The sequence below is a fragment of the Pseudomonas libanensis genome, from assembly GCF_001439685.1.
Lineage (GTDB): Bacteria > Pseudomonadota > Gammaproteobacteria > Pseudomonadales > Pseudomonadaceae > Aquipseudomonas > Aquipseudomonas libanensis.
In genome coordinates this window covers 118,720-145,159 of record NZ_JYLH01000002.1, presented here as the reverse complement: position 1 = coordinate 145,159, position 26,440 = coordinate 118,720, and the positions used below count along the sequence as shown (strand labels likewise).

18 protein-coding genes are annotated in these 26,440 nt (G+C 61.0%); 16 read left to right on the top strand and 2 right to left on the bottom strand.

Annotated features, from left to right (window positions below):
• The first annotated feature begins 42 nt into the window (after positions 1-42).
• From TU73_RS03330 to TU73_RS03315, 4 genes are all read left to right on the top strand, one after another.
• On the top strand, positions 43-1,449 hold the full coding sequence (locus TU73_RS03330) for an NAD(P)/FAD-dependent oxidoreductase (RefSeq protein WP_057010970.1): 1,407 nt from the start codon (positions 43-45) through the stop codon (positions 1,447-1,449).
• A 28-nt stretch (positions 1,450-1,477) separates the two neighbouring features.
• The gene (locus tag TU73_RS03325; protein ID WP_057010969.1) at positions 1,478-1,819 is read left to right on the top strand and encodes a cupin domain-containing protein; all 342 of its coding nucleotides are present in this window, start codon (positions 1,478-1,480) and stop codon (positions 1,817-1,819) included.
• A 59-nt stretch (positions 1,820-1,878) separates the two neighbouring features.
• On the top strand, positions 1,879-2,958 hold the full coding sequence (locus TU73_RS03320; protein ID WP_057010968.1) for a polyamine ABC transporter substrate-binding protein: 1,080 nt from the start codon (positions 1,879-1,881) through the stop codon (positions 2,956-2,958).
• Between the two features lie 209 nt (positions 2,959-3,167).
• Positions 3,168-3,635 (top strand): M10 family metallopeptidase C-terminal domain-containing protein, encoded by a 468-nt coding sequence (locus tag TU73_RS03315; RefSeq protein WP_057010967.1) that lies wholly within the window; start codon positions 3,168-3,170, stop codon positions 3,633-3,635.
• A 2-nt stretch (positions 3,636-3,637) separates the two neighbouring features.
• On the opposite strand, the gene TU73_RS03310 is transcribed toward TU73_RS03315, so the two are convergent.
• Positions 3,638-4,423: a helix-turn-helix transcriptional regulator gene (locus TU73_RS03310; RefSeq protein ID WP_057010966.1), complete on the bottom strand. Its 786-nt coding sequence runs from the start codon at positions 4,421-4,423 to the stop codon at positions 3,638-3,640.
• A 198-nt stretch (positions 4,424-4,621) separates the two neighbouring features.
• Here TU73_RS03310 and TU73_RS03305 point away from each other — a divergent pair, with 198 nt between their 5' ends.
• The 10 genes from TU73_RS03305 to TU73_RS03260 all read left to right on the top strand — a co-directional run bounded on the left by TU73_RS03305 (position 4,622) and on the right by TU73_RS03260 (position 21,610).
• Positions 4,622-5,986: an APC family permease gene (locus TU73_RS03305; protein WP_057010965.1), complete on the top strand. Its 1,365-nt coding sequence runs from the start codon at positions 4,622-4,624 to the stop codon at positions 5,984-5,986.
• A gap of 9 nt (positions 5,987-5,995) precedes the next feature.
• Positions 5,996-7,102 carry a DmpA family aminopeptidase gene (locus tag TU73_RS03300; protein WP_057010964.1) on the top strand — a complete coding sequence of 369 codons (1,107 nt, stop codon included), beginning with the start codon at positions 5,996-5,998 and terminating at the stop codon, positions 7,100-7,102.
• Between the two features lie 365 nt (positions 7,103-7,467).
• Positions 7,468-8,901 (top strand): serralysin family metalloprotease, encoded by a 1,434-nt coding sequence (locus TU73_RS03295; RefSeq protein ID WP_057010963.1) that lies wholly within the window; start codon positions 7,468-7,470, stop codon positions 8,899-8,901.
• Between the two features lie 48 nt (positions 8,902-8,949).
• Positions 8,950-9,318, top strand: coding sequence for a protease inhibitor Inh/omp19 family protein (locus TU73_RS03290; RefSeq protein WP_057010962.1), 369 nt, complete (start codon positions 8,950-8,952; stop codon positions 9,316-9,318).
• A 101-nt stretch (positions 9,319-9,419) separates the two neighbouring features.
• The gene (locus TU73_RS03285; protein ID WP_057010961.1) at positions 9,420-11,171 is read left to right on the top strand and encodes a type I secretion system permease/ATPase; all 1,752 of its coding nucleotides are present in this window, start codon (positions 9,420-9,422) and stop codon (positions 11,169-11,171) included.
• Positions 11,168-12,481: an HlyD family type I secretion periplasmic adaptor subunit gene (locus TU73_RS03280; protein WP_057010960.1), complete on the top strand. Its 1,314-nt coding sequence runs from the start codon at positions 11,168-11,170 to the stop codon at positions 12,479-12,481. Before TU73_RS03285 ends, TU73_RS03280 begins: the two co-directional genes overlap by 4 nt.
• Positions 12,482-12,483: 2 nt before the next feature.
• On the top strand, positions 12,484-13,818 hold the full coding sequence (locus TU73_RS03275) for a TolC family outer membrane protein (RefSeq protein WP_057010959.1): 1,335 nt from the start codon (positions 12,484-12,486) through the stop codon (positions 13,816-13,818).
• A gap of 31 nt (positions 13,819-13,849) precedes the next feature.
• Positions 13,850-16,807, top strand: coding sequence for an autotransporter serine peptidase EprS (gene eprS / locus TU73_RS03270; RefSeq protein ID WP_057010958.1), 2,958 nt, complete (start codon positions 13,850-13,852; stop codon positions 16,805-16,807).
• Between the two features lie 175 nt (positions 16,808-16,982).
• Positions 16,983-20,090 carry an autotransporter serine protease gene (locus tag TU73_RS03265; protein ID WP_057010957.1) on the top strand — a complete coding sequence of 1,036 codons (3,108 nt, stop codon included), beginning with the start codon at positions 16,983-16,985 and terminating at the stop codon, positions 20,088-20,090.
• Between the two features lie 95 nt (positions 20,091-20,185).
• Positions 20,186-21,610: a polyurethane esterase gene (locus tag TU73_RS03260; protein ID WP_057010956.1), complete on the top strand. Its 1,425-nt coding sequence runs from the start codon at positions 20,186-20,188 to the stop codon at positions 21,608-21,610.
• Positions 21,611-21,698: 88 nt separating this feature from the next.
• On the opposite strand, the gene TU73_RS03255 is transcribed toward TU73_RS03260, so the two are convergent.
• Entirely contained in the window at positions 21,699-21,923 is a 225-nt protein-coding gene (locus TU73_RS03255) for a YgdI/YgdR family lipoprotein (protein ID WP_005788446.1), read from the bottom strand.
• Positions 21,924-22,110: 187 nt separating this feature from the next.
• Here TU73_RS03255 and TU73_RS03250 point away from each other — a divergent pair, with 187 nt between their 5' ends.
• A complete protein-coding gene (locus TU73_RS03250) occupies positions 22,111-23,757 on the top strand; it encodes a VRR-NUC domain-containing protein (RefSeq protein ID WP_057010955.1) in 1,647 nt (548 codons plus the stop codon).
• Positions 23,754-26,012 carry an ATP-dependent DNA helicase gene (locus TU73_RS03245; RefSeq protein WP_057010954.1) on the top strand — a complete coding sequence of 753 codons (2,259 nt, stop codon included), beginning with the start codon at positions 23,754-23,756 and terminating at the stop codon, positions 26,010-26,012. The genes TU73_RS03250 and TU73_RS03245 overlap by 4 nt, the downstream gene beginning before the upstream one ends.
• Positions 26,013-26,440: the final 428 nt, after the last annotated feature.

Below are 26,440 nucleotides of genomic sequence, written 5' to 3'. Positions count from 1 at the left end.
CTCTAGGATCGACCCTATCGAAACGAGGTAGGGGAACCTGACATGCCGGCATGGCGCAATATCAGTCTATGGATGGACCAACTGGACGACCCGCTGGAGGCGCGGCCGTCCCTGGAGCATGACCTGGATGTCAATGTGGCGATCATCGGCGCCGGCTATACCGGCCTGTGGACCGCCTATTACCTCAAACGCCAGGCTCCGGAGCTGAAAATCGCCATCATCGAGGCGCAGACCGCCGGCTTTGGCGCATCCGGGCGCAACGGTGGCTGGCTGATGGGCAATCTGCTGGGGGAGGACCGCCTGCTGGCCGGCCTTGCCCCGCAACAACGGCGAGCCTCGTTCGACCTGCTGCACGGCATCCCTGATGAAGTGGCGCAGGTGCTGGCCCGCGAAGGAATCGACTGCGATTACCGCAAAGGTGGCGCGCTGTATTGCGCCGCACGCTACCCCGAGCAGGAGGGCAGCCTGCGCCGGTACCTGGACAAGCTGTATGCCCAGGGCCTTACCGAAGATGATTACCGCTGGCTCAGCCCGCAGCAGTTGGCCGAGCAGGTCCGTATCGCCAAGCCCTATGGCGGGATCTATGCCCCCCATGTCGCGACTATCAACCCGGCCAAGCTGGTGCGTGGCCTGGCGCGGGCCGTTGAAAACCTGGGTGTGAGCATCTACGAGAACAGCCCGGTGACCCATTGGCAATCCGGCAGCCTGCGCACGGCCAAGGCCAGTGTGCGTGCCGCCTGGGTAGTGCCGGCAGTGGAGGGTTACGCTAATACCTTGCCGCTCCTGGGGCGTTACCAGTTGCCGGTACAGAGCCTGATCGTCGCCACCGAGCCGTTGCCGGCCAGCACTTGGGATGACATCGGCCTCAGCCGTGGCCAGGCATTTGGCGAGAGCAGCCGACAAGTCACCTACGGCCAGCGCACGGCCGACAATCGCCTGGTGTTCGGCGCCCGAGGCGGCTATCAATTTGCCGGTAAGTTGCGCCACAACTTTGATCTCACCGACAGCGAAGTGCAGCTGCGCCGCTACCTGTTTGGCGAACTCTTCCCCCAGTTGAAGAAGGTCAGGATTAGCCATTCCTGGGGCGGCAACCTTGGCATGTCGCGCAATTTCCGCCCGCACATGCTCTGCGACCATAAAACCGGCGTTGCGCTTTCCGGCGGGTATGGCGGGGAGGGCGTAGGCGCCACCAACCTTGGCGGCCGCACCCTGGCCGATCTGATCCTGGGCCTGGACACGGCCCTGACCCGTCAACCCTGGGTGATTCGTGAACGCGGCCTGGAGGCCCTCAAGGCCTGGGAGCCCGAACCATGCCGATGGCTGGGCTATAACGCGATCATCCGCAGTTTTGTCCATGAAGACCAGGTATTGGCCAACCCCAATACCGCGCCCTGGCGCCGCAGATTGGCGACCGGCGTCGCCGGTTTCATGGAAGGCTTCATGCACTAAGTCGTTCCACTCACACGGAAAACCCCCCATGAGCATCACCCAATTCAAAGACGCACTGAACACCCGTCTGCCGGACTCGTCACCAGTCGCCGCGCCCCTGGGCGAGCCTATCGCCGTGGCCTCGACATTAAGCGTGGAGCGCGATGATGGGGTCGAGACCGGTATCTGGGAATGCACGCCGGGGCGCTGGCGCCGGCAGATCAAGTCCCAGGAGTTTTGCCATTTCATCCAGGGCCGCTGCACGTTCACCCCCGATAACGGTGAAACCCTCCATATACAAGCCGGCGACGCACTGATGTTGCCGGCCAACAGCACCGGCACCTGGGATATCCAGGAAACCGTGCGCAAGACCTACGTATTGATCCTGTAACGCTTTGATCCTTGATCGCCTGCCATAACAACAGCCCTAAAACCGCCAGGAATCGAACCATGAAAGCTATTGCCCTGTTGCCCTTGATGTTGCTGGCCTCCATCAGCCAGGCCGCCGAGACCGTGAAGATCTACAACTGGTCGGACTACATTGCGCCGGACACCACCAGGAACTTCCAGAAAGACACCGGCATCGGTTTCACCTACGACCTGTACGACAGCAACGAAACCCTCGACGGCAAGTTGATGACCGGCAAGTCCGGCTACGACGTGGTGTTTCCGTCCAACCATTTCATGGCCCGTCAAATCCAGGGCGGCGCCCTGAAAAAACTCGATAAGCGCCAGTTGCCGAACTGGAAGAACCTCAACCCGGTGCTGCTCAAGGCCGTGGAAAACAACGACCCGGGCAACGAACACGGCTTCCCGTACCTGTGGGGCAGCACCGGCATCGGCTACAACATCGACAAGGTCAAGGCCGTATTGGGCGATAACGCGCCGGTGGATTCCTGGGACCTGATCTTCAAGCCGGAAAACATGGCCAAGCTGCAAAAATGTGGCGTGGCCATCCTCGACAATGGCCCGGAGCTGTTGCCGGCAGCGCTGAACTACCTGGGCTTGCCGCACCACAGCAAAAAGCCCGAGGACTACAAAAAGGCCGAAGACCTGCTGATGAAAGTGCGGCCTTACGTGGCGTATTTCCACTCCTCGAAATACACCGCTGACCTGGCCAATGGCGATATCTGCGTGGCTGTCGGCTTTTCCGGCGACATCCTGCAGGCCGAAAGCCGCGCCAAGGAAGCCAAGAACGGCGTGAACATCGGCTACAACATTCCCAAGGAAGGCGCAGCCATCTGGTTCGATATGGTCGCCATGCCCGCCGACGCGCCCGATGAAAAAGCCGGCTATGCCTTCATGAACTACCTGCTGCGCCCGGAAGTGATGGCCAGCGTTACCAACTACGTGCACTACGCCAACGGCAACGCGGCGGCCGATAGTCTGGTGGATCCGGCGATCAAGGCGGACACCAAGGTGTATCCGAGCCCGGATATGATGGACAAGTTGTTCGCGTTGGAGGCCATGCCGTTGAACATTGATCGGATTCGCACGCGAGTGTGGAATACCGTTCGCACAGGACGCTGATTAAATGGGCTGGCTTACCCTGTAAGTCAGTCTTTTACATATCCTTCGGCAGGCTTAACCGTCGAAAGCGCTTGAATAGATAATGACGTCATATTTAAGACATTTGATGTCAAATATTACCCATGGAAAGTGTTGTTTACAATGTGAGAGATTTTGGTCCGATGCACGTAACACTTTCACATAAACGCATTATCTAAAAGGTGATTAAAATGTCCTCCATACAAAGCCTTCCAACAGGTGGCACGTGGACCCAGCCAGAAAACAGCCATCCCGTCTTGCGCGGCACAGACCAGCGCGAACGCCTGGAAGCCCAGCGTGGCGAGCCCTCAGTGCTTATCGGCGGCGGTGGCGCCGACCAGTTGGTGGGCCGGCAAGGTGAAAATACATTCAAATATGAGCAAAGTACCGACTCCCTCAGCGATGATCCGGACACGATCTTGAACTTCAATCCCAAGGAAGATGAGATCGATGTGTCATTGGTACTAAAAGACCACAATATATCGGCCATTAACATTCAACCAGGCCCACCCGTGGACGTCGGTGATGTGCAGTTGAGCCATGAGTTTGGCGTGAGCACCTTGAATATCAAAGTCACCCCTGAAGGCCCGAACTTTTCTGTGCGCGTTGACGGTGTCAATCTCTTACCGGAGCATATTAATTTCTTTCATTCGGATTAAATCTACGGATTATCCAGGTCGTGCCCCAATGATTGGATAAACAGTGAAAACAACTCGGGCTGGGACGAGATGTCCAGCTTGGCGTACAAATGCCTACGATGCACTTTCACCGTGTCCGGCGAGATCTTGAGGCGTTCGGCCATGGCCTTGGAAGAAAAGCCGCGCAATACCAGGCGGGCGATTTCCAGTTCGCGGTCCGAGAGCACACCACTGCCAAAGTGGCTCAATGCGTCTCGGATCTGGCTGTCCATCGCCGGAGCCCGCTGAGTGCTTTGTTGCCAGTGCTGCTGCATCAGCGGCAGCACCCAGGCCGCCAGCGTGGTCAACAGCCCGGTTTCTTCGAAACTGAAGCGCCGCTGCATACCCAGTGACAGCGAGAGCGTGCCCGTGCCGGGCAATTGCAGGATAAATTGCACCTCGTCTTCCAGCACGTTGTCGTGGAAATAGTTGAGGAAGTACTCACTCTGGCGGAAATGGTCCGGCGCCACTTCCTCCAGGCGGTAAACGCCGCTGGCATAGTGCTCGCGACACGCTTGATAAAACGGATCGAGCAGGTACAAGCCATTGAGGTACACCAGCATCGAAGCCGGTTTACTGCTGGGTTGGGCGTCGTATTCCTCCAGGGCCTGGGGCGGGCCATCCAGCGGGTAGAAAATCGCCAGGGCGTTATCGAAGGGCAGGCATTGGTGCAGTAACAGCACCAGCTGTTTCCAGAACCGCTCGGTGCCGATCTGTGACAGGGTGCGACCCAACCCCGCATGCATGCCGATTTCCCTGAACAGATGCATGTACCTGGCTCCATCATCGAAATATCCGCCAAGGGTTCGGCTTTTATCGGGCATCGTCAAGGGGAGTACGCCAATAGGGGAATTGGCTGATAGATCCAGGGCCGATAACGTCGCAGTCATCCAACGGGAAGCATATCCCGTAAAAACATCATTTTTCGTTTCTGCCTCACACCAAAAACAACGACAGAGGATAACGATATGAGCGCTACTCCCGCGCCCGATGGCGTGCTCAAGCCCACCCTGAGCGTCTTTGACGTAGTGGCCATTACCGTTTCCGCGGTAACGCCGGCCAGTTCCGTATTTGTGATCGCACCATTCGCTATCCAGCAGGCGGGGAGCGGTGTGTTCCTCGCTTTTGTGATGGCCGCGTTGCTCGCGCTGATGTTCGCCTTCTGTTACGCGGAACTGGGCCGCGCCCATAACAGCGCCGGTGGCGAATATGTGTATGCCAAGCGGGTGTTTGGCGGCATGGCCGGCTACGCGACGTTCCTGACTGTGCTGGTGATGTTGCTGTTTATCCCGCCGGTGCTGGCAACGGGGGCGGCCACCTACCTGAATAACGCCCTGGGCACAAACTTCGATTCACAGACCGTCGCCCTGGTGATCGTGGTATCCAGCTACGCCCTGGGTATTCTCAATATAAAGCTCAATGCCTGGATCACCGGCACGTGCCTGCTGCTGGAAGTGGCGGCCTTGCTGGTGATCGTGGTAATCGGCTTCGGCAACCCGGTACAGCCGGCCAGTGTGTTGTTCCAGCCGCAGATCGTCGAAAACGGCGTGTTGCATCTGGCGCCCTGGGCCCTGGTGATCGGTGCGGTTGGCATCGGCCTGTTCTCGTTCAATGGTTACGGCCCGGCGGTGTTGCTGGCCGAAGACATGAAATGCGGCGGCAAGGGCGTACACAAGGCGGTGTTGTGGTCCCTGGGCCTGGTGGTGGTGATCGAGCTGGTGCCGATCACGGCATTGTTGATTGGCGCGCCGTCCCTGAGCGCGATGATCAGCAGCCCCGATCCCATCGGTTACCTGTTGACCAGCCATGGCAATGAAACCCTGTCGCGACTGGTCAGCGCCGGGATCTTCCTGTCGGTGTTCAACGCCATTGTCGCCATCGTCATCCAGATTGGCCGGGTGGTATTCAGCAGCGGTCGCGATGCGTTGTGGACGCCGAGCATCAACAAGCTGTTCACACGCATTCACCCGCGCTGGGATTCGCCGTGGCTGGCGACGCTGTTCCTGGCGATTCCTTCGGCGCTGTTGAGTTTCAGCTCGAACCTGGCTGACCTGACCTCGTTCAGCGTCTTGCTGATCATGCTGGTGTACCTGGTGGTGGCGCTGTGTGCGCTGATGAGCCGGGTACTGCTGCGTGATCGCGAGCATCCCTATCGCATGCCGTTGTGGCCACTGCCGGCCTTGCTGGCGGTGCTCGGCGCGGGTTACCTGCTGGTGACCTTGATCCTGGAGGCATCGGTGCGCGACATCATGATCATCATCGGCTTGCTGGCCCTGTCGGTGATTCTGTATTGCATCAGCGGCCGGTTGAGCCCGGCGTTTCAGAAACTGTAAGGAGTGGGTATGCGTGCACGTCAATTGGGCATCACGTTGGGGCTGGGCACGCCCGGCGAATTGAATGCCATCACCGATGTTCCCGGGGTTCGCGTGGGTCACACCACGCTCAAGGCAGATATCGACGGCAAGCAGGTGCGAACCGGGGTCACGTTGATCCAGCCGCGTGCCGGGGAGGCGCGGCACCAACCTTGTTTCGCCGGTTACCACGTGCTCAATGGCAACGGCGACGCCACCGGCCTTGAGTGGATCAGCGAGGCGGGGCTGTTGACCACGGCAATGGCCATCACCAACACCCACAGCATCGGGATTGTGCGTGACACCTTGATCGCCCTGGAGCGCGAGCGCCTGGCGGACCCTGCGGTGTACTGGTGCATGCCGGTGGTCATGGAAACCTACGACGGCTTGCTCAACGATATCTGGGGCCAGCATGTGCAACCTGAGCATGTACGCCAGGCCCTGGAAAACGCTGAAGGCGGCCCGGTGCAGGAGGGCGCGGTGGGCGGCGGCACCGGCATGATCTGTCATGAGTTCAAGGGTGGTATCGGCACGGCTTCACGGCGTTTGCCGGCGGAGCAGGGCGGCTGGACCGTCGGCGTACTGGTGCAGGCCAACCATGGCAAGCGCCAGGAGCTGCGGGTCGATGGTTATCCAGTGGGGCGCCACTTGATGGACATTGCGTCGCCTTTCGCTGAGCGGGGTACGCCCGGCATGGGGTCTATCGTGGTGATTATCGCCACGGACGCACCCTTGCTGCCCAACCAATGCCAACGCCTGGCACAGCGTGCATCCATTGGCATCGCGCGCACCGGGGGTGGCACCGAGGATTCCAGTGGCGACCTGTTTTTAGCCTTTGCCACCGGTAACCAGGATTTGCCGCCGGCAGATTACGGGCGTAAAGACCTGCCACTGCAAACGGCGCTGCACATGGTCAATAACGATCATATTTCGCCGCTGTTCAGCGCTGCGGCCGAGGCAGTGGAAGAAGCGATCATTAACGCGATCCTTGCGGGTGAAGACATGACCACACAAGAGGGGGTCAAGGTGCCAGGGCTTGACACCGAGACGCTCTTGGAAGCATTGCATAAGTGTGGTTGGAGTATGCCCCGGCAATAGGGGGCAACGCACTTTAACAGTGCGAATGATGGCTCTTTAATGTCGTCATTGACACCGTGACAATATATTGGATCCATTACTCAAGTGTGCCGCCCAGCTAGAGCGGCATTACTGCTATTTAATATTTAAATATAACGGCTCCGTACGGGGCCGATAAAAAGCGAGGGTTCCCAGTAAACACTACGTGCGACTTACTCAAGTTGAACCTGCGTCACACTTTAGCCGTGGAAATAGTGGTAGACGAAAGATTTCAAGTTGTGTCAGTTTTCTTACGCCTTCAAAAGAGGTGAGTGATAGGACTATCCTCGCCCGCGAGGTTCCTATCGAACAAAGACTGATGCACTTGCAAACAAGGAAGTACGTTTATGTCAAAAGTAAAAGACAAGGCTATTGTATCTGCCGCGCAAGCCAGCACTGCTTACTCGCAAATCGATAGCTTCAGCCATTTGTATGACCGTGGCGGCAACCTTACGGTCAATGGCAAGCCGTCCTACACCGTCGACCAGGCAGCCACCCAGCTGCTGCGGGATGGCGCCGCGTACCGGGACTTTGATGGCAACGGCAAGATCGATCTGACCTACACCTTCCTCACCTCGGCATCCTCGAGCACCATGAACAAACATGGCATCTCCGGGTTCAGCCAATTCAACGCCCAGCAGAAAGCACAGGCCGCACTGGCCATGCAATCCTGGTCGGACGTGGCCAACGTCACCTTCACCGAGAAAGCCAGCGGTGGTGATGGTCACATGACCTTCGGCAACTACAGCAGCGGCCAGGACGGCGCGGCGGCGTTCGCCTACCTGCCCGGCACTGGTGCAGGCTACGACGGCACCTCGTGGTACCTGACCAACAACAGCTACACGCCGAACAAGACCCCGGACCTGAACAACTATGGCCGGCAGACCCTCACCCATGAAATCGGCCACACCCTGGGCCTGGCTCACCCTGGCGACTACAACGCCGGGAATGGCAACCCTACCTACAACGACGCGACCTATGGACAGGACACGCGCGGCTACAGCCTCATGAGTTACTGGAGCGAGAGCAACACCAACCAGAACTTCAGCAAAGGCGGCGTCGAGGCTTACGCTTCCGGCCCGCTGATCGACGACATCGCCGCGATCCAGAAGCTCTACGGTGCCAACCTCAACACCCGTGCCGGTGACACCACCTACGGGTTCAACTCCAACACCGGGCGTGATTTCCTCAGCGCCACATCCAATGCCGACAAGCTGGTGTTCTCGGTCTGGGACGGTGGTGGCAATGACACCCTGGACTTCTCCGGTTTCACCCAGAACCAGAAGATCAACCTCAATGCCACCTCGTTCTCCGACGTTGGCGGCCTGGTGGGCAACGTGTCCATCGCCAAGGGTGTGACCGTCGAGAACGCCTTTGGTGGCGCGGGCAACGATCTGATCATTGGTAACCAAGCCGCTAACCTGATTAAGGGCGGGGCCGGCAGCGACCTCATCTACGGTGGCGGCGGTGCGGACCAACTGTGGGGCGGGGCCGGCAGCGACACGTTTGTGTACGGTGCCAGTTCCGATTCCCGTCCAGGGGCGGCGGACAAGCTCTTCGACTTCACCTCGGGTTCGGACAAGATCGACCTGTCCGGTATCACCAAGGGTGCGGGCGTGACCTTCGTCAATGCATTCACCGGGCATGCCGGCGATGCTGTTCTGTCCTACGCCTCAGGCACCAACCTGGGTACGTTGGCCGTGGACTTCTCCGGGCACGGCGTGGCGGATTTCCTCGTCACCACCGTAGGCCAGGCAGCGGTCAGCGACATCGTGGCGTGATGTGAAGCGCGCGGTGCTTCGGCGCCGCGCTCTATGATGGAGCTTGAAATGCCGCGTTTTTCCCATTTGATCGCCTGTGTGTCGCAGGTGTTGTTCGTGTCGGCAGGAGCCCATGCAATGGCGAGCAGTCTGGTTTTACCCACCACCGCGCAATTGGCCGGGCATTGGGAGTTGAAGCAGCAGAATAAGGTGTGTGCCCTGGAGTTGCTCGAGCAGGCCAATTCCCTGGATGGCGATATCGCGTGTGCCGCGCAATGGCTGGGCGACAAGCCACTGACCTGGTCGCCCACACCGGATGGTATTTGGCTGTTTAACGCTGAGGGTTCAGGAATTACGCACTTGAATCGCCAGAAAGAGGGTGAATATCAAGCCCGTACTAAAGCCGGGGAAGTTGTCGAACTGAAACGAATACCTTAGTTCAAGTTATAAGCATATAACTCGATTTAATAGTTGGCCGAGCCCTGTTTCGGGCAAGGGTGATTATTGCGCGTCATTCGCTCCAAGGAAGATCAAATAATATGGCGAAGTCCCATGGGGTTGCGCCCTTATTCAGGGCGTTGGGTGAATACAAGAGTATTTTGATCAGCATCGGTTGCTTTACGGCGCTGATTAACCTGCTGATGCTGGTGCCGTCGATTTACATGCTGCAGGTGTATGACCGTGTATTGTCCTCCCAGAATGAAACCACGCTGGTGATGTTGACGCTGATGGTCGTGGGCTTCTTTGCGTTTATCGGCCTGCTGGAAGTGGTGCGCAGTTTTGTCGTGATCCGTATTGGCAGCCAGTTGGAGCGGCGTTTCAATTTGCGCGTCTACAAGGCCGCGTTCGAACGCAACCTGCAGCGCGGCCAGGGGCACGCCGGGCAGTCCCTGGGCGACCTGACCGCTATCCGCCAATTCATCACCGGGCCTGCGCTGTTCGCGTTTTTCGATGCGCCGTGGTTCCCGATCTACCTGTTCGTGATTTTCCTCTTCAATGTGTGGCTCGGCGTGCTGGCCACGGCCGGTGCGGTGCTGTTGATCGGGCTGGCATGCCTGAATGAATACCTGACGAAAAAGCCGTTGGGCGAGGCGAGTATCTTTTCCCAGCAGTCGACTCAGTTGGCTACCAGCCATTTGCACAACGCCGAGACAATCCAGGCCATGGGCATGCTTGGCGCTTTGCGCCAGCGTTGGTTCGCGGTGCACGCGCAATTCCTCGGTTTCCAGAACAAGGCCAGCGATACCGGTTCGGTGATCACCTCCCTGAGCAAATCCCTGCGCCTGTGCCTGCAATCCCTGGTATTGGGCCTCGGCGCCTTCCTGGTGATCAGGGGTGAAATGACGGCCGGCATGATGATCGCAGGCTCCATCCTGATGGGCCGCGTACTCAGCCCCATCGACCAGCTGATTGCCGTATGGAAGCAATGGAGCTCGGCCAAGCTGGCCTACCAGCGCCTCGACGAACTGCTGCGCGAATTCCCCCCGGAAGTCGAGCAGATGGCCTTGCCGGCACCCAAGGGCCAGGTCAGTTTCGAGCAGGTCAGCGCCGGCCCGCCGGGGCGACGCATGGCGACTTTGCATCAGGTCAGCTTCAACCTGGCGGCCGGGGAAGTGCTCGGGGTGCTGGGCGCGTCGGGCTCCGGCAAGTCCACCCTGGCTCGGGTGCTGGTGGGCGTCTGGCCGACCCTGGCCGGCACCGTGCGCCTGGACGGCGCGGATATCCATCGTTGGGACCGCGACGACCTCGGCCCGCATATCGGTTATTTGCCCCAGGACATTGAGCTGTTCAGCGGCAGCATCGCCGACAACATCGCGCGCTTTCGCGAGGCCGACCCGGAACGGGTGGTCAAGGCCGCACAACAGGCCGGTGTACATGAACTGATCCTGCGCCTGCCCCAAGGCTATGACACCGTGCTGGGCGACAACGGCGGCGGCCTGTCCGGTGGCCAGAAACAACGGGTAGCCCTGGCCCGCGCCCTGTACGGCAGCCCACGCCTGATCGTGCTGGATGAGCCCAACTCCAACCTCGACACCGTCGGCGAAGCTGCGCTGGCCAGCGCCATCGTGCAGATGAAAGCCCAGGGCAGCAGCGTGGTACTGGTAACCCACCGCTCCTCGGCGCTGGCCCAGGCCGACAAGCTGCTGGTGCTCGGCGAAGGCCATCTGCAAGCGTTCGGGCCGAGCCAGGAAGTGTTGCGCGCATTGTCCGGGCAGCAGGAAGCGCCGAAAGAAAAACCCGGTGTCAGTTTCAGTCGTCAGTACCAGGCCGGAAGGAATCCAGGCGCATGAGCAGCATGACCGTTGAACCTCGCTTTAAAGAACACGACGCTGGCTTCTTCGTAAAGATGGGCTGGCTGCTGACCATTGTCGGTGCCGGTGGGTTTTTCCTCTGGGCCAGCCTCGCGCCGTTGGACCAAGGCATTCCTGTCCAAGGCACCGTGGTGGTGTCCGGTAAGCGCAAGGCCGTGCAAACCTTCAGCCCCGGCGTAGTCAGCCGGATCCTGGTGAAGGAGGGCGAACTGGTCAAGCAAGGCCAGCCGCTGTTTCGTCTCGACCAGACCCAAAACCAGGCCGACGTACAATCCCTGCAAGCCCAGTACCGCATGGCCTGGGCCAGCGTGGCGCGTTGGCAGAGCGAGCGTGACAATCTTGCCAGTGTCACCTTTCCCGCTGAGCTGAGCGCCAACCCCGACCCGGCCCTGGCGTTGGTATTGGAAGGCCAGCGCCAACTGTTCAGCAGCCGCCGCGACGCCTTCGCCCGTGAACAAGCCGGGATTCGTGCGAGCATCGAAGGCGCCACCTCACAGTTGGGCGGCATGCGCCGTGCCCGCAGTGACCTGACCGCCCAGGCCCAATCCCTGCGCGATCAGCTCGGCAACCTGCAACCCTTGGCCGACAACGGTTATATCCCGCGCAACCGCCTGATGGAATACCAGCGCCAGTTGTCCCAGGTGCAACAAGACCTGGCGCAGAACGCCGGGGAAAGCGGGCGCATCGAACAGGGCATCCTCGAATCGCGCCTCAAGTTGCAGCAGCACAGCGAGGAATATCAAAAGGAAGTGCGCAGCCAATTGGCCGATGCACAACTGCGCAGCCTGACCCTTGAACAGCAACTGACGTCCGCCGGTTTCAACCTGCAACACAGCGAGATCAACGCGCCGGCCGATGGCATCGCGGTCAACCTCAGCGTGCACACCGAAGGCGCCGTGGTGCGCGCCGGTGAAACCCTGCTGGAGATCGTGCCCCAAGGCACGCGCCTGGAAGTGGAAGGGCATCTGCCGGTGCACCTGGTGGACAAGGTGGGTCCCCATTTGCCGGTCGACATCCTCTTCACCGCCTTCAACCAGAGCCGCACGCCCCGGGTGCCGGGAGAGGTCAGCCTGATCTCCGCCGACCAGATGCTCGATGAAAAAACCGGTGCACCGTATTACGTGCTGCGCACCAGCGTCAGCGAAGCGGCGATGGAAAAACTCCATGGCTTGGTGATCAAGCCCGGCATGCCCGCCGAGATGTTCGTGCGCACCGGCGAGCGGTCATTGCTCAACTACCTGTTCAAGCCGCTGCTGGATCGCGCCGGCTCAGCGTTGACTGAGGAATGAGCATGAAGTCAGTGTTCATTTCGCTGGTGCTGGTGTGCGGCAGTGCCCAAGCCGCCATGGGCCCGTTCGATGTGTACGAGCAGGCCCTGCGCAACGACCCGGTATTCCTCGGCGCGATCAAGGAGCGCGATGCCGGCCTGGAAAACCGCACCATCGGCCGCGCCGGGCTGCTGCCGAGGCTGTCGTACAACTACAACAAGGGCCGCAACAATTCCGAGGCGCACCTGCCCGATGGGCGCGGTGGCAGCTATCGCGATGATCGCAACTACAACAGCTATGGCTCCACCTTCAGCCTGCAACAACCGCTGTTCGACTACGAAGCCTATGCCAACTACCGCAAGGGCGTGGCCCAGGCGCTGTTCGCCGACGAAAGCTTTCGTGACAAAAGCCAGGCGTTGCTGGTGCGGGTGCTGAGCTATTACACCCAGGCACTGTTTGCCCAGGACCAGATCGACATCGCCCGCGCCAAGAAAAAAGCCTTCGAGCAGCAATTCCAGCAGAACCAGCACTTGTTCAAGGCGGGCGAGGGCACGCGCACTGACATCCTGGAAGCCGAATCGCGCTACGAACTGGCCACCGCCGAAGAGATCCAGGCCCTGGATGAGCAGGACGCCTCGCTGCGGGAATTGGGCGCGTTGATTGGCGTGCAAAGCGTCAACATCGACGACCTGGCGCCGCTGAACCAGAGCTTTGCCGCCTTCACCCTGGCCCCGGCCAACTACGACACCTGGCATGAACTGGCGCTCACCAACAACCCGGTGCTGGCCTCCCAGCGCCAATCCCTGGAAGTGGCGCGTTATGAGGTAGAACGCAACCGCGCCGGGCATTTGCCGAGAATCACCGCCTATGCCACTTCGCGCAAACAGGAATCCGACAGCGGCAATACCTACAACCAGCGCTACGACACCAACACCATCGGCGTCGAAGTGAGCATGCCGCTGTATGCCGGGGGCGGCATCTCAGCCTCCACGCGCCAGGCCAGCCGCGCCATGGAGCAGGCCGAGTACGAGCTGGAAGGCAAGACCCGCGAGACCCTGATCGAATTGCGGCGTCAGTTCAGTGCCTGCCTGTCGGGGGTGAGCAAGCTGCGCGCTTACCAGAAAGCCTTGGTCTCGGCCGAGGCCCTGGTGGTGTCGACCAAGCAGAGCATCCTCGGCGGCGAACGGGTCAACCTCGATGCGTTGAATGCCGAGCAGCAGCTGTACAGCACCCGCCGCGACCTGGCCCAGGCGCGGTATGACTACCTGATGGCCTGGACCAAATTGCACTACTACGCGGGCAACTTGCGCGACACCGACCTGGCCAAGGTGGACGAGGCCTTCGGCCCTGTGAAATGAGCATCCATAACAACAAATAAGGATGGTTTAAATGATCACTGATTCACCGCGTTTCAAACCTTTCACCGCAGGCTCCTTGCTGCTGCTGTCCGTTGCGGCACAGGCGCAATACGCCGAGACCGGCCAACCGGGTAACCCGGCCAGCTGGCGTTCGGCCGAGTACCAGAGCGACTGGGGCCTGGGGCGGATGAAGGCCGATGAAGCCTACGCTGCCGGGATCAGCGGCAAAGGTGTGAAAATCGGCGCGCTGGACTCGGGTTTCGACCCCAACCACCCCGAAGCCGCCAAGGACCGCTTCCATGGGGTGACTGCCACCGGCACCTATGTCGACGGCAGCGCCTTCAGCACCACGGGCGCGCTCAACCCCAACAACGACTCCCACGGCACCCACGTCACCGGCACCATGGGCGCCGCCCGCGACGGCGTGGGCATGCATGGCGTGGCCTACAACGCCCAAGTCTATGTGGGTAACACCAACGCCAACGACAGCTTCCTGTTCGGCCCGACCCCGGACCCCAAGTATTTCAAGACGGTGTATACCGCCCTGGTGGATTCTGGCGTGCGCGCTATCAACAACAGCTGGGGCAGCCAGCCCAAGGACGTCAGCTACCAGACCCTGGATGACCTGCACAAGGCCTACGCCCAGCACTACAACCAGGGCACCTGGCTGGACGCCGCGGCGGATGTGGCCAAGGCCGGCGTGATCAATGTATTCAGCGCCGGCAACAGCGGTTATGCGAATGCCAGCGTGCGCTCGGCCTTGCCGTATTTCCAACCCGGACTGGAAGGCCACTGGCTGGCGGTGTCGGGGCTGGATAAGGCCAATAACCAGAAGTACAACAAGTGCGGCATTGCCAAGTACTGGTGCATTTCCACTCCCGGCGCGCTGATCAACAGCACCATTCCCGACGGCGGTTATGGGGTCAAGTCCGGCACCTCGATGTCGGCGCCCCATGCCACCGGGGCGTTGGCGCTGGTGATGGAACGCTATCCCTATATGACCAATGAGCAGGCGCTGCAGGTGCTGTTGACCACCGCCACGCAGCTCGACGGCTCGATCACCCAGGCGCCCAACGCTATCGTCGGCTGGGGCGTGCCGGACCTGGGCCGGGCGATGCATGGGCCGGGGCAACTGTTCGGGGTCATGGATGTGAGCCTGGCAGCCGGGCAGGGCGATGTATGGAGCAATGGCATCTCCGACCAGGCCCTGCTCCAGCGCCAGGCCGAGGACCGTGCCGAGCACACCGCCTGGCAGCAGACCTTGATCGACAAGGGCTGGCAAAACGGCGTGGGCGCCAATGCCAGCCAGCAGGACCAGACCGATTACGCCATCGGCAACGCCCGCGACCAGGCCGCCGCCAACCGCGTGTACGAGGGCAGCCTGATCAAATCCGGCGCCGGCAGCCTGGTGCTCAGCGGCGACAGCACTTATCGCGGCGCGACCACCGTCAACGGCGGCCTGCTGGCGGTCAATGGCTCGCTGACTTCGGCGGTAACAGTGAACAACAGCGGTACCCTCGGCGGCTCCGGGCGCATCGCTGCGCTGTCGGTCAACAGCGGCGGCCGCGTGGCACCGGGCAATTCCGTGGGCACCTTGCAGGTAGCGGGAGATGTGAACCTCGGCGCGGGCTCCACCTATGCCGTGGAGCTGACGCCCACCAGCAGCGACCGCATTGTGGCGGGCGGCAAGGCGGTATTGGCCGGCGGCACCGTCACCCTGGCGATGGAAAACAGCCCGACGCTGCTCAGCCAGAGCCAGGTGCAAAGTTTGATTGGCCGGCAATACTCGATCCTGGAGGCGGCGGGCGGTATCCAGGGCCAGTTCGGGCAAGTGCTGCCCAACTATGTATTCCTTGGCGGCACCCTTGACTATGCCGCCAACGCTGTACAACTGAACGTCGGGCGCAACGACGCGAGTTTTGCCAGCGTTGCTGCCACCCGCAACCAGCGCAACGTAGCGGCGGCCGCCGAGCAACTGGGCGCCGGCAACCCGGTGTACGAAAGCCTGCTGCAGTCGCAGTCGGTTGCCATCGCGCAACAGGGCCTGCAGCAACTGTCCGGTGAAATCTACCCTGCGGTTGGTGCGATGCTGATCAACGACAGCTTGCAACTGCGCAATGCCGTGGGCGAGCGCCTGCGCCATGTGCCTGTGAGCGGTGAAAGCAACCTGTGGTTCAAGGCCCTGGGCGCCTGGGGCAAAAGCGACAGCCGCAGTGAAACGGCGGGCTCCACCACCTCTATAGGTGGCCTGCTGGCGGGCGTGGATGGCGCGTTGGATGAGCAGACCCGTGTAGGTGTGGTCGCCGGCTACAGCGACAGTTCGTTGAACATGGGCAGTGGCACGCACTCATCGGCATCCATCGACAGCTACCACTTCGGCGCGTACGCCGGGCGTGAGCTGGGCGACTGGCGCCTGAGTGTCGGCGGTGCCTACAGCTGGCATCGCGGCGATGTGAAGCGCGACCTGCAACTGGGGGACGTCAGCGGCAAGCAAAAAACCAAGTTGGATGCGACCACCGCGCAACTGTTCACCGAAGCGGCGTACCGCATTCACCTGCAACCGCTGGCGTTGGAACCGTTCGCCAACCTGGCCTACGTGCACCTGGACAGCGAGTCATTCCACGAAAAAGGCGATGCCGCCGCCCTGGAGCGTGGCAGTGACCGGCGCGATGCGGTGCTCAGCACCCTCGGCGTGCGGGCGTTGAAAACCCTGGCCCTCAATGACCACCAGCAACTGGAGCTCTCCGGTTCGTTGGGCTGGCAACACAGCCTGACTGCGGTTGCGTCCGAAGAACACCTGGCGTTTGTCGCGGGCGGGCCTTCATTTGCCGTGCGCAGTGCGCCGTTACTGCGTGATGCGGCCTTGGTGGGCGTACAGGCCAGCCTGGCGCTGAATGCGTCGACGCGGGTCAACCTGGATTACAACGGCCAATTGGGTGGGCGCGAGAAAACCCAGGGCGTGGGCTTGAGCCTGAACTGGCAGTTCTGAAGACACCGCGAACAAAAAATGTAGGAGCTGGCTTGCCTGCGATAGCGGTGGGTCAGCCAGCAGAGGCGTGACTGGCCGGACGCCATCGCAGGCAAGCCAGCTCCCACATTGAATCGGCGGTGTTCTGGAGAAAGTGATTTACACACGTGCAATAAGAAAACTAAGGAAGGTCACCGTGAAAAAACGCAAGTCAGGGTTAACCACCGCCATCCACACCGGCCCGGGCTACCCGCTCAAGGCGCTGAGCTGCGTGCCATACGGCGCGCTGCTGTGTTGCCTGGCCAGCCTGGGAACCGCCCAGGCCGCTCCCTACGTAGAGGCTGGCAAGCTCGGCGACGCCGCCAGTTGGCGCAGCAATGAGTTCAAGGCCGATTGGGGCCTGGGCGCCGTGCACGCCGACACCGCCTATGCGGCCGGCTATACCGGCAAAGGCGTCAAGCTGGGGATCTTCGACCAGCCGGTGTACGCCCCACATCCGGAATTCGCCAGCCCCAACAAAGTGGTGACCATTGTCACCGAGGGTATCCGCCAATACACCGACCCGTATATCCCGGTGAAGGCCGGTGATGCATTCCGTTACGATGGCACTCCGTCCCTGGGCTCCAACGGCAAGCTGGGCAACCACGGCACGCATGTCGGCGGGATTGCTGCGGGTAACCGCGATGGCGGGCCGATGCATGGCGTGGCGTTCAATGCGCAAATCATCAGTGCCGAAAACGGCGACCCGGGCCCGGAAGACGGAATTATCCTGGGCAACGATGGCGCGGTGTACAAAGCCGGTTGGGATGCGTTGGTTGCCAGCGGCGCCCGCATCATCAACAACAGCTGGGGTATCGGCATCGGTGATCAGTACGCCAAGGGCGGGCGCGATCCGGCGTTTCCCAATTTCACCGTCAACGAAGCCCAGGCGCAATTCAACACCATTCGACCGATCCTCGGCACAATCGCAGGGGGGGCTTATCAAGGCGCCATCGATGCGGCCCGCAGCGGTGTGCTGACCATCTTCGCCGCGGGTAATGACTACAACCGTAACAACCCGGATGCCATTTCCGGTCTGGCATACTTTGTGCCGGAAATTGCCCCGAACTGGCTGTCGGTAGCCGCTTTGCAGCAAAACCCGGACACCGCGAGTGCCAACCCCTACGTGATCAGCACCTTCTCGTCGCGCTGTGGCTATGCGGCGAGCTTTTGCGTATCGGCGCCCGGCACCAAGATCTACAGCTCGATCATCAACGGCACCAACCTGGACAACCTCACCAACGACTACGCCAACTTCAACGGCACATCCATGGCCGCGCCTCACGTAGCCGGCAGCGCAGCGGTGCTGATGGAACGCTTCCAATACATGAGCGGCGACCAGATATCCACCGTGCTCAAGACCACCGCCACCGACCTCGGCGCGCCGGGCATCGACTCCCTCTATGGCTGGGGCATGATCAACCTGGGCAAGGCGGTTAACGGCCCAGGGATGTTTATCACCGCCGAGGATATTCCAGCCGAATTCCGTATCGACGGTGCCTACGGCAGCGGTCAGTTCGTCGCGGACCTGCCGGGCGTTGGCGCGGTGGTGGATGCCGGCAAACCCACCCAGCGCCTGTGCGATGACGTGCACTGCGGGCTGGATGTGTGGAGCAACGACATCTTGGGCCATGGCGGCCTGACCAAACAGGGCATCGGTACCTTGGTGCTCACCGGCGCCAACACCTACAGCGGGCCGACGCTGGTCAACCAGGGCTTGCTGGCAATCAACGGTTCGATCACCTCCGACGTTACCGTCAGCCAGAGCGGTGTGATCGGTGGTTCGGGACGTATCGGTTCGCTGAGTGCGAAAAGCGGCGGTACCGTGGCACCGGGCAACTCCATCGGCACCTTGAACGTGGCAGGCAACGTCAGCTTTGAGCCGGGCTCGACCTACGCGGTAGAACTGTCGCCCACCAGCAGCGACCGCATCGTCGCCGGTGGTACCGCCACGCTTAACGGCGGTACCGTGACCCTGGCCCTGGAAAACAGCCCGACCTTGTTGAGCGCGACCCAGGCCCAAAGCCTGATCGGGCGCCAATACAACATCCTGCAAGCGGCAGGCGGTGTGACCGGCAGCTTTGGTGCGGTATTGCCCAATTACCTGTTTGTCGGTGGCACCTTGAACTATGCAGCCAACGGCGTGCAACTGGACGTGGCGCGCACCAATAGCTTCGCCAGTGTCGCCGCTACGCCGAACCAGCGCGCCGTGGCCGCCGCCGCCGAGCAGTTGGGCGCAGGCAATGGTGTGTATGAAAGCTTGCTGCTGGCACCCACGGCCGCCTCGGCCCAGGGCGCATTCCAGCAACTGAGTGGTGAAGTCTACCCAGCGCTGCAAACCGCATTGGTCAATGACAGCCGCTACGTTCGCGAAGCGGTAGGCGAGCGCCTGCGCAATGGCGAGATGGGCACCACCAGCCAAGCCATCGACACCCGCGGCAACGTGTGGGTCAAGGCCCTGGGCGCCTGGGGCAAGACCGACAGCCGTAGCGACACGGCAGGCTATAACACCTCCATCGGCGGCATGCTCGCCGGGGTGGATGGGGCGCTCGACGACGCCACGCGCATCGGCCTGGTGGCGGGCTACAGCGACACGTCGCTGAACATGGGCAGCGACACCCACAGCCGTGCCTCGGTCGACAGCTACCACTTCGGGGCCTATGCCGGGCATGAAATCGGCGCCTGGCGCCTGAGCGGTGGCGCAACCTACAGCTGGCACCGCGCCGATGTGAAGCGCGACCTGCAATACGGCGACGTCAGCGGCAAGCAAAAGGCCAAGGTCGATGCACACAGCACTCAGGTGTTCACCGAAGCGGCGTATCGCATCAACCTGCAACCGCTGGCCCTGGAGCCGTTCGCCAATCTGGCCTACGTGCACCTGGACACTGACAGCTTCAAAGAGAAGGGCGATGCCGCCGCGCTGAAAAGTGGCGATGACAGCCGCGACCTGGTGTTGAGCACCCTGGGTGTGCGTGCCTTGAAGACCTTCAACGTCAACGACCACCAGCAACTGGAGGTGTCCGGCACCCTGGGCTGGCAGCACAACCTGAGCAGCACCGATTCCGAGCAGCACCTGGCGTTCGCCTCCGGCGGCCCTTCGTTCACCGTGGAAAGTGCGCCGATGGTGCGCGATGCCGCGCTGGTCGGGGCACGGGTCAGCCTGGCGTTGAGCAAGGAGGCGCGTGTGAACTTCGACTACAACGGCCTGCTGGCCGGCAAGGAGAAGGTGCACGGCGTCGGTTTGAGCCTGGACTGGGCGTTCTAAAGGCGTCACTCCCCTGATGGGCCCGCGGTGTCCATCAGGGGGCTACTGGTGTTTTGGCTTTCTCTACAAAATCCAACAACAGAGAGGCACTACCAATGGGTATCTTTGACTATAAAAACCTCGGTACCGAGGACTCCAAGGCGCTGTTCGCCGATGCCATGGCGATCACGGTGTATGCCTACCACAACCTGGATCACGGCTTTGCCGTCGGCTACCAGAACAATGGTCTCGGCCTTGGCCTGCCGGCCACACTGGTCGGCGCGCTGATTGGCAGCAGCGATTCCCAAGGGGTGATCCCCGGTATCCCCTGGAACCCCGACGCGGAAAAAGCCGCCCTCGATGCGGTACAAAAAGCCGGTTGGACCCCCATCAGCGCCGATACCCTGGGTTACAGCGGCAAGGTCGATGCCCGGGGTACTTTCTTCGGTGAAAAGGCTGCCTACGCTACGGCGCAGGTCGAGGTGCTGGGCAAATACGATGCTGCTGGCAAATTGCAGGAAGTCGGCATCGGCTTTCGTGGTACGTCGGGACCTCGGGAAAACCTGGTCACAGACGCCATCGGCGACGTGATCAGCGACCTGCTGGCCGCGTTCGGGCCCAAGGACTATGCGAAAAACTACACGGGCGAAGCCTTTGGCAACTTGCTCGGCAACGTCGCGGCCTACGCCACGGCCCAAGGCCTGAGCGGCAACGACGTGGTGGTCAGCGGCCACAGCCTGGGCGGCCTGGCGGTCAATAGCATGGCCGACTTGAGCGACGGCAAATGGTCGGGGTTCTATAAGGACGCCAACTACGTGGCCTACGCTTCACCCACCCAGAGCGCCGGCGACAAGGTGCTGAACGTCGGCTATGAAAACGACCCGGTGTTCCGCGCCCTGGATGGCTCGTCATTCAACCTGTCGTCCCTGGGTGTGCATGACACGCCCCACGAATCGAGCACCGACAATATCGTCAGCTTCAACGACCACTACGCGTCAACACTGTGGAACGTGCTGCCATTTTCCATCCTCAACCTGCCGACCTGGGTTTCACACTTGCCCACCGGTTACGGCGACGGCATGACCCGCATCGTCGATTCCGGCTTCTACGAGCAAATGACCCGCGACTCCACGGTGATTGTCGCCAACCTGTCCGACCCGGCACGGGCCACCACCTGGGTCCAGGACCTGAACCGCAACGCCGAGACGCACAAGGGCGACACCTTCATCATCGGCAGCGACGGCAACGACCTGATCAAGGGCGGCCGGGGCGCGGACTTTATCGAAGGCGGCAAGGGCGATGACACCCTGCGCGACAGCAGCGGGCATAACACATTTTTGTTCAGCGGGCAGTTTGGCAATGATCGGGTGATTGGCTATCAAGCAACCGACAAGCTGGTATTCACCGATGTGCAGGGCAGTACGGATTATCGCGAGCACACCAAGGTGGTGGGCGCAGACACGGTGATCAGCTTTGGCGCCGACTCGGTGACGCTGGTGGGGGTAAGCAGTGTGTCGGGGGAGGGGATTGTCATCGGCTAACAGATGCAACGCAGTCAAAACTGTGGGAGGGGCGGTGCGACGATTCGACTTGCCCCTCCCACATTTGATCCCGGTTCGCCTGGAAAGATTAGTTTTCCTTGCGCACCGTGGCCACGTCATCGGCCTTGATGCGAATGCGCTTGCCGGCAATATCGGTGAACTCATAGAAGCCGTCGGCTGTCTTGGCGTTGGGTGTGTCCTTGGTCAAATACTGCGTACCATTTTGCAAAGTCACCACGGTTTGCGTAGAGCAACCGGCCAATACCAGAAAAGTGAGCGCAACCAGTGGAAGCCCCAAATTCTTCATGTTCAATACCCTTACCTTAACCCTGAAAAGTCCCGCCACCCATGGCTGGGGGCGATAAATATTACGCGATCAACTCCCTCATCTGATCGCTTTTTTACAAAAAGTTGCAGGGACCATTTATCTATTACCGATTGCAACAAGCGCTTAGCAGCGGCACTCTGTATGCATAACCAGTATTTGATTGTCTTGTGCCATGGTCAACACCCTCGAAAACCCCTTGTATTACTTGCATAACTTCCGCCAGGTGCTGGCTTGGCTGGGGCAGCGCTATGCCGATTTGCTCGAGGCGCACGAAGAGCATTTCATTCAGCAATTTGACAGGTTGCCCCAGGCGTCACAGGCGTTATTGGTGCGCATGGTGATGCGCAAGGGCGTGCATTTTCGCGGCGCCAAGCTCAATTACCTGGAGATCGGTTGCCCCCATGCCGCGGCGGGCCCGTTGCGCGAACTGGGCTGGGTTGACGACCAAAGCCCGCTGTCGTTTGCGACCTTGTTCACCTTGCTGCAAAAGGGCGAAATCCTGAATGCGTTCAGGCCATGGATCGACCAGCCCAAGGCCAACAAGGCCGCCTGGCTCGAGCCGCTGGCCGCGCAGTTCAGCGAACAACGCAGTTTTGCCCAGTGGTGTCCCGATGTAGACGATGTGCTCTATAGCCTCACGGTAATGCAGATGTGTGATCGCCTGCGCCTGATGTTCTTCGGCAATCTGCATCAGGACTGGTCGGAATTCGTGCTGGCAGACCTGGGCATCTACACCTATGAGAAAGTCCCGTTCTGCGCTGAGTCCCGTGGTCTGCGCACCCGTGAAGACGTGCAGGGTTTCTTGTTCCTGCACCAATGTCAGCAAGCCTTTGAAGCCGGTGAGGCACTGGATGCCGTGCTGGCACAAATCGCCACGCTGCATACCGATAATCCCTGGCTGGAAAAACGCCGCGCCAAACTGCTCTTCCAGATCGGCCAGTATGGCGAGCGCTGTGCCGAGTTGGCGCTGGCTGAACAGATCTACCGAAACTGCACCTATCCTGGCGCACGGGCGCGGTTGATCCGTGTTTTGGAGCGCCAGGAGGATTACGCGCAGGCCATGACCCTGGCGATCGCCGCCCAACAGGCTCCGGAAAGTGCCGCTGAACACCAGCACCTGCTACGGGTGCTGCCCCGCTTGCGGCGCAAGCTGGGCGAGCCGGCGGTGCCCAAGGCCAAGCCACAGGCCGTTGCGCGCCTGGACCTGGCACTGGAGCCGGAGCCGATGATGTCGGTGGAATTTTGCGTGCAGGCGCATCTGAACGAGCCGGACGCACCGGTGTATTACGTCGAGAACGGCCTGATCAATTCGCTGTTCGGCCTGTTGTGCTGGGACGCGATTTTCGCGCCGCTGCCGGGGGCGTTTTTCCACCCCTTCCAGCGCGGGCCGGCGGACCTGCACAGCGAGGACTTCCATCAACGTCGAGAAGCCTTGTTTGCTGCGTGCTTCGAGCAACTGGAGGATGAGCGCTACAAGGCCACCATCCGCCAACGCTACGCGGACAAATGGGGCATCCAGTCGCCGTTCGTGTTCTGGAACCTGCTCAGTGAAGAGCTGCTGGAACAAGCCCTGGCCTGCCTGCCCGCCGAACACCTGCGCCATTGGTTCGCGCGCCTGCTGATGGACATCCGCGCCAACCGCGCTGGGATGCCGGACTTGATCCAGTTCTGGCCCGCACACAAGACCTATCGCATGATTGAGGTCAAGGGCCCCGGCGACCGCCTGCAAGACAACCAATTGCGTTGGCTGGCGTTCTGCGCCGAGTACCAGATGCCGGTCACGGTCTGCTACGTGCGCTGGGCGGAGCAGAGCGCTTGAGCTACAGCGTGGCCGTGCGGGCGTTGTGTGAGTTCACCGCCAAGGTCGGTGACCTTGACCTGCGTTTTACGCCGTCGCCCAGCGCCCAGGAGGGGATCGTCGGCCACCGCACGGTGGCGTCCCGGCGTAGCGCGCACTATCAGAACGAGGTCGCCCTCGAGGGCGAATACCTGCAGCTCAAAGTGCGGGGCAGGGCGGACGGCTACGATCCGGACGCCAACCGCCTGGAAGAGGTCAAGACCTACCGTGGCGATCTCGCCGCCCAGCCCGCCAACCATCGGCAACTGCACTGGGCCCAGGTCAAGGTGTATGGCTGGCTGATGTGCCAGAAACTCGGCCTCGACGACATCGACCTGGCGCTGGTGTACTTCGATATCGTCGGCGAAGGCGAGACCCTGCTGAATCAACGTTTCAACGCGCCGGACCTGGAGCACTTCTTCAAGCAGCAGTGCGCGCTGTTCCTGGACTGGGCCCGGCAGGAAATGCAACACCGCACCGCACGTAACAGCGCCGCCCAAGCCCTGGCGTTTCCCCATGCCGAGTTTCGTCCAGGGCAACGCGCCTTGGCTGAATCGGTCTATAAAGCCGTGAGTACCGGTCGTTGCCTGATGGCTCAGGCGCCCACCGGCATCGGCAAAACCGTTGGTACGATTTTCCCGATGCTCAAGGCCCTGGCGCCGCAGCAACTGGACAAGCTGTTCTTCCTCACCGCCAAGACCCCCGGACGCAAGCTTGCCCTGGACGCTGCCCAGGTGCTGTACGCCAGCAGCCCCGATCTGCCGCTGCGGGTACTTGAATTGGTGGCCCGGGACAAGGCGTGCGAACACCCGGACAAAGCCTGCCACGGCGAATCCTGCCCACTGGCCAAGGGCTTTTACGACCGCCTGCCCGCCGCCCGCCAGGCCGCGTCCCAGCTGCGCCTGCTCGATCAACGCAGCCTGCGCGACGTCGCCTTGGCCCATGGGGTGTGCCCGTATTACCTGAGCCAGGAAATGGCGCGCTGGAGCGACCTGGTGGTCGCCGACTACAACTACTTTTTCGATTTTGGCGCCATGTTGTTCGGCCTCGCCCAGTTGAACCAGTGGCGCGTCGCAGTGCTGGTGGACGAAGCGCATAACCTGGTGGAGCGCGCCCGTTCGATGTACAGCGCCAGCCTTGACCAATACAGCCTCAAGACCCTGCGTGACACGGCGCCCGAGGCGCTGAAGAAACCCTTGCAGCGCCTGAACCGCGAGTGGAACGTCCTGCACAAGGAGCAAGTCGCACCGTACCAGGCCTATGCCACCCGGCCCGAAAAACTGCTGCAAGCCCTGAGCCTGTGCATCAGTGCCATGGGCGACTATTTCAACGATCACCCCGAAGCCCTCAGCGGCGACCTGCAAGCCTTCTACTTCGAAGCCCTGCAATGGGCCAAAGTGGCGGAGCTGTTCAATGAACACTTCATCTTCGATATCAGCAAGCGCCAGTTCAACGGCAAGCGCAGCAGCTCAACCCTGTGCCTGCGCAATGTGGTGCCGGCCGAATTCATCCGGCCTCGATTGACCGCAGCCCGCAGCAGTGTGCTGTTTTCCGCAACCTTGAGCCCGCGCCACTATTACGCCGACCTGCTCGGCATGCCGGCGGATACCGCCTGGGTCGATGTGGAATCGCCGTTCAAGGCCGAGCAATTGCAGGTGCGTATCGTCGATGCCATCTCCACCCGGTTCGTGCATCGCCAAGCGTCGCTTACGCCTATTGTCGAGCTGATTGCGCGGCAATTTGTCGAGCAGCCGGGTAACTACCTGGCGTTCTTTTCCAGCTTCGATTACCTGCAACAGGTGGCGCAGTTGTTGGCCGAGCGGCACCCGCAGATTGCGCTGTGGCTGCAATCCCGGGGCATGGCCGAGGCCGAGCGCCAGGCCTTTCTCGACCAGTTCACCCAGCACAGTCAAGGCATTGGTTTTGCGGTACTGGGCGGTGCGTTTGGCGAAGGCATCGACTTGCCCGGTGCGCGCCTGATCGGTGCCTTCATTGCGACCCTGGGCCTGCCGCAACTGAACCCGGTCAACGAGCAAATGAAGGCACGCATGGGCGCGATCTTCGGCGCCGGCTACGATTACACCTACTTGTACCCCGGCCTGCAGAAGGTCGTACAAGCCTCGGGCAGGGTGATCCGCAGCCAGCAGGACCGCGGCGTGGTGATGCTGATCGATGACCGTTTCGGTGAAGCGCGGGTACGGCAATTGTTGCCGCGTTGGTGGGCGATCGATAACTGACCACGATGCGAAGCGAGCCGCTCTTGATCTTGATCTGCTGTTGATCTTGATTTTAGGCGCCCCGTTAAACCACGCTGGCCGGAATTCGACAGGGATTTGGGGGGGTAAACCGACAGGGATGCCGGTTTAGCCGCCCCGCGCCATGGATGGCAAGAGCCTTTTGGTTACTTTTGGGCTCTTTTCAAAAGTGACCCGCTGTTAAAAGCGGAACCCTAAGTGGCCGTTGCCCAAGTAACGGATATGTACTCGGTCTGATCCAACATTCTGGTCGGCTGTCAGGCCGCCATCGGGGGCAAGCCCCCTCCCACATTTGGATCGCGGTGCATCAGTTAGATAGCTATAAGCTCCCTTGCCAGAGAAGCAGCGGCGTACCAAAGTTGTGTAGATACCTATGGCTATCGGGGGCAAGCCCCACATTCAAAGCGTGT

Bases quoted from the DNA above. Each gene is read 5' to 3' on its own strand.
- TU73_RS03295 (WP_057010963.1), top strand. From the start codon at position 7,468: ATGTCAAAAGTAAAAGACAAGGCTATTGTATCTGCCGCGCAAGCCAGC.
- eprS (WP_057010958.1), top strand. From the start codon at position 13,850: ATGATCACTGATTCACCGCGTTTCAAACCTTTCACCGCAGGCTCCTTG.
- TU73_RS03325 (WP_057010969.1), top strand. From the start codon at position 1,478: ATGAGCATCACCCAATTCAAAGACGCACTGAACACCCGTCTGCCGGAC.
- TU73_RS03300 (WP_057010964.1), top strand. From the start codon at position 5,996: ATGCGTGCACGTCAATTGGGCATCACGTTGGGGCTGGGCACGCCCGGC.
- TU73_RS03250 (WP_057010955.1), top strand. From the start codon at position 22,111: ATGGTCAACACCCTCGAAAACCCCTTGTATTACTTGCATAACTTCCGC.
- TU73_RS03320 (WP_057010968.1), top strand. From the start codon at position 1,879: ATGAAAGCTATTGCCCTGTTGCCCTTGATGTTGCTGGCCTCCATCAGC.
- TU73_RS03310 (WP_057010966.1), bottom strand. From the start codon at position 4,423: ATGCATCTGTTCAGGGAAATCGGCATGCATGCGGGGTTGGGTCGCACC.
- TU73_RS03285 (WP_057010961.1), top strand. From the start codon at position 9,420: ATGGCGAAGTCCCATGGGGTTGCGCCCTTATTCAGGGCGTTGGGTGAA.
- TU73_RS03315 (WP_057010967.1), top strand. From the start codon at position 3,168: ATGTCCTCCATACAAAGCCTTCCAACAGGTGGCACGTGGACCCAGCCA.
- TU73_RS03275 (WP_057010959.1), top strand. From the start codon at position 12,484: ATGAAGTCAGTGTTCATTTCGCTGGTGCTGGTGTGCGGCAGTGCCCAA.
- TU73_RS03305 (WP_057010965.1), top strand. From the start codon at position 4,622: ATGAGCGCTACTCCCGCGCCCGATGGCGTGCTCAAGCCCACCCTGAGC.
- TU73_RS03280 (WP_057010960.1), top strand. From the start codon at position 11,168: ATGAGCAGCATGACCGTTGAACCTCGCTTTAAAGAACACGACGCTGGC.
- TU73_RS03260 (WP_057010956.1), top strand. From the start codon at position 20,186: ATGGGTATCTTTGACTATAAAAACCTCGGTACCGAGGACTCCAAGGCG.
- TU73_RS03330 (WP_057010970.1), top strand. From the start codon at position 43: ATGCCGGCATGGCGCAATATCAGTCTATGGATGGACCAACTGGACGAC.
- TU73_RS03290 (WP_057010962.1), top strand. From the start codon at position 8,950: ATGCCGCGTTTTTCCCATTTGATCGCCTGTGTGTCGCAGGTGTTGTTC.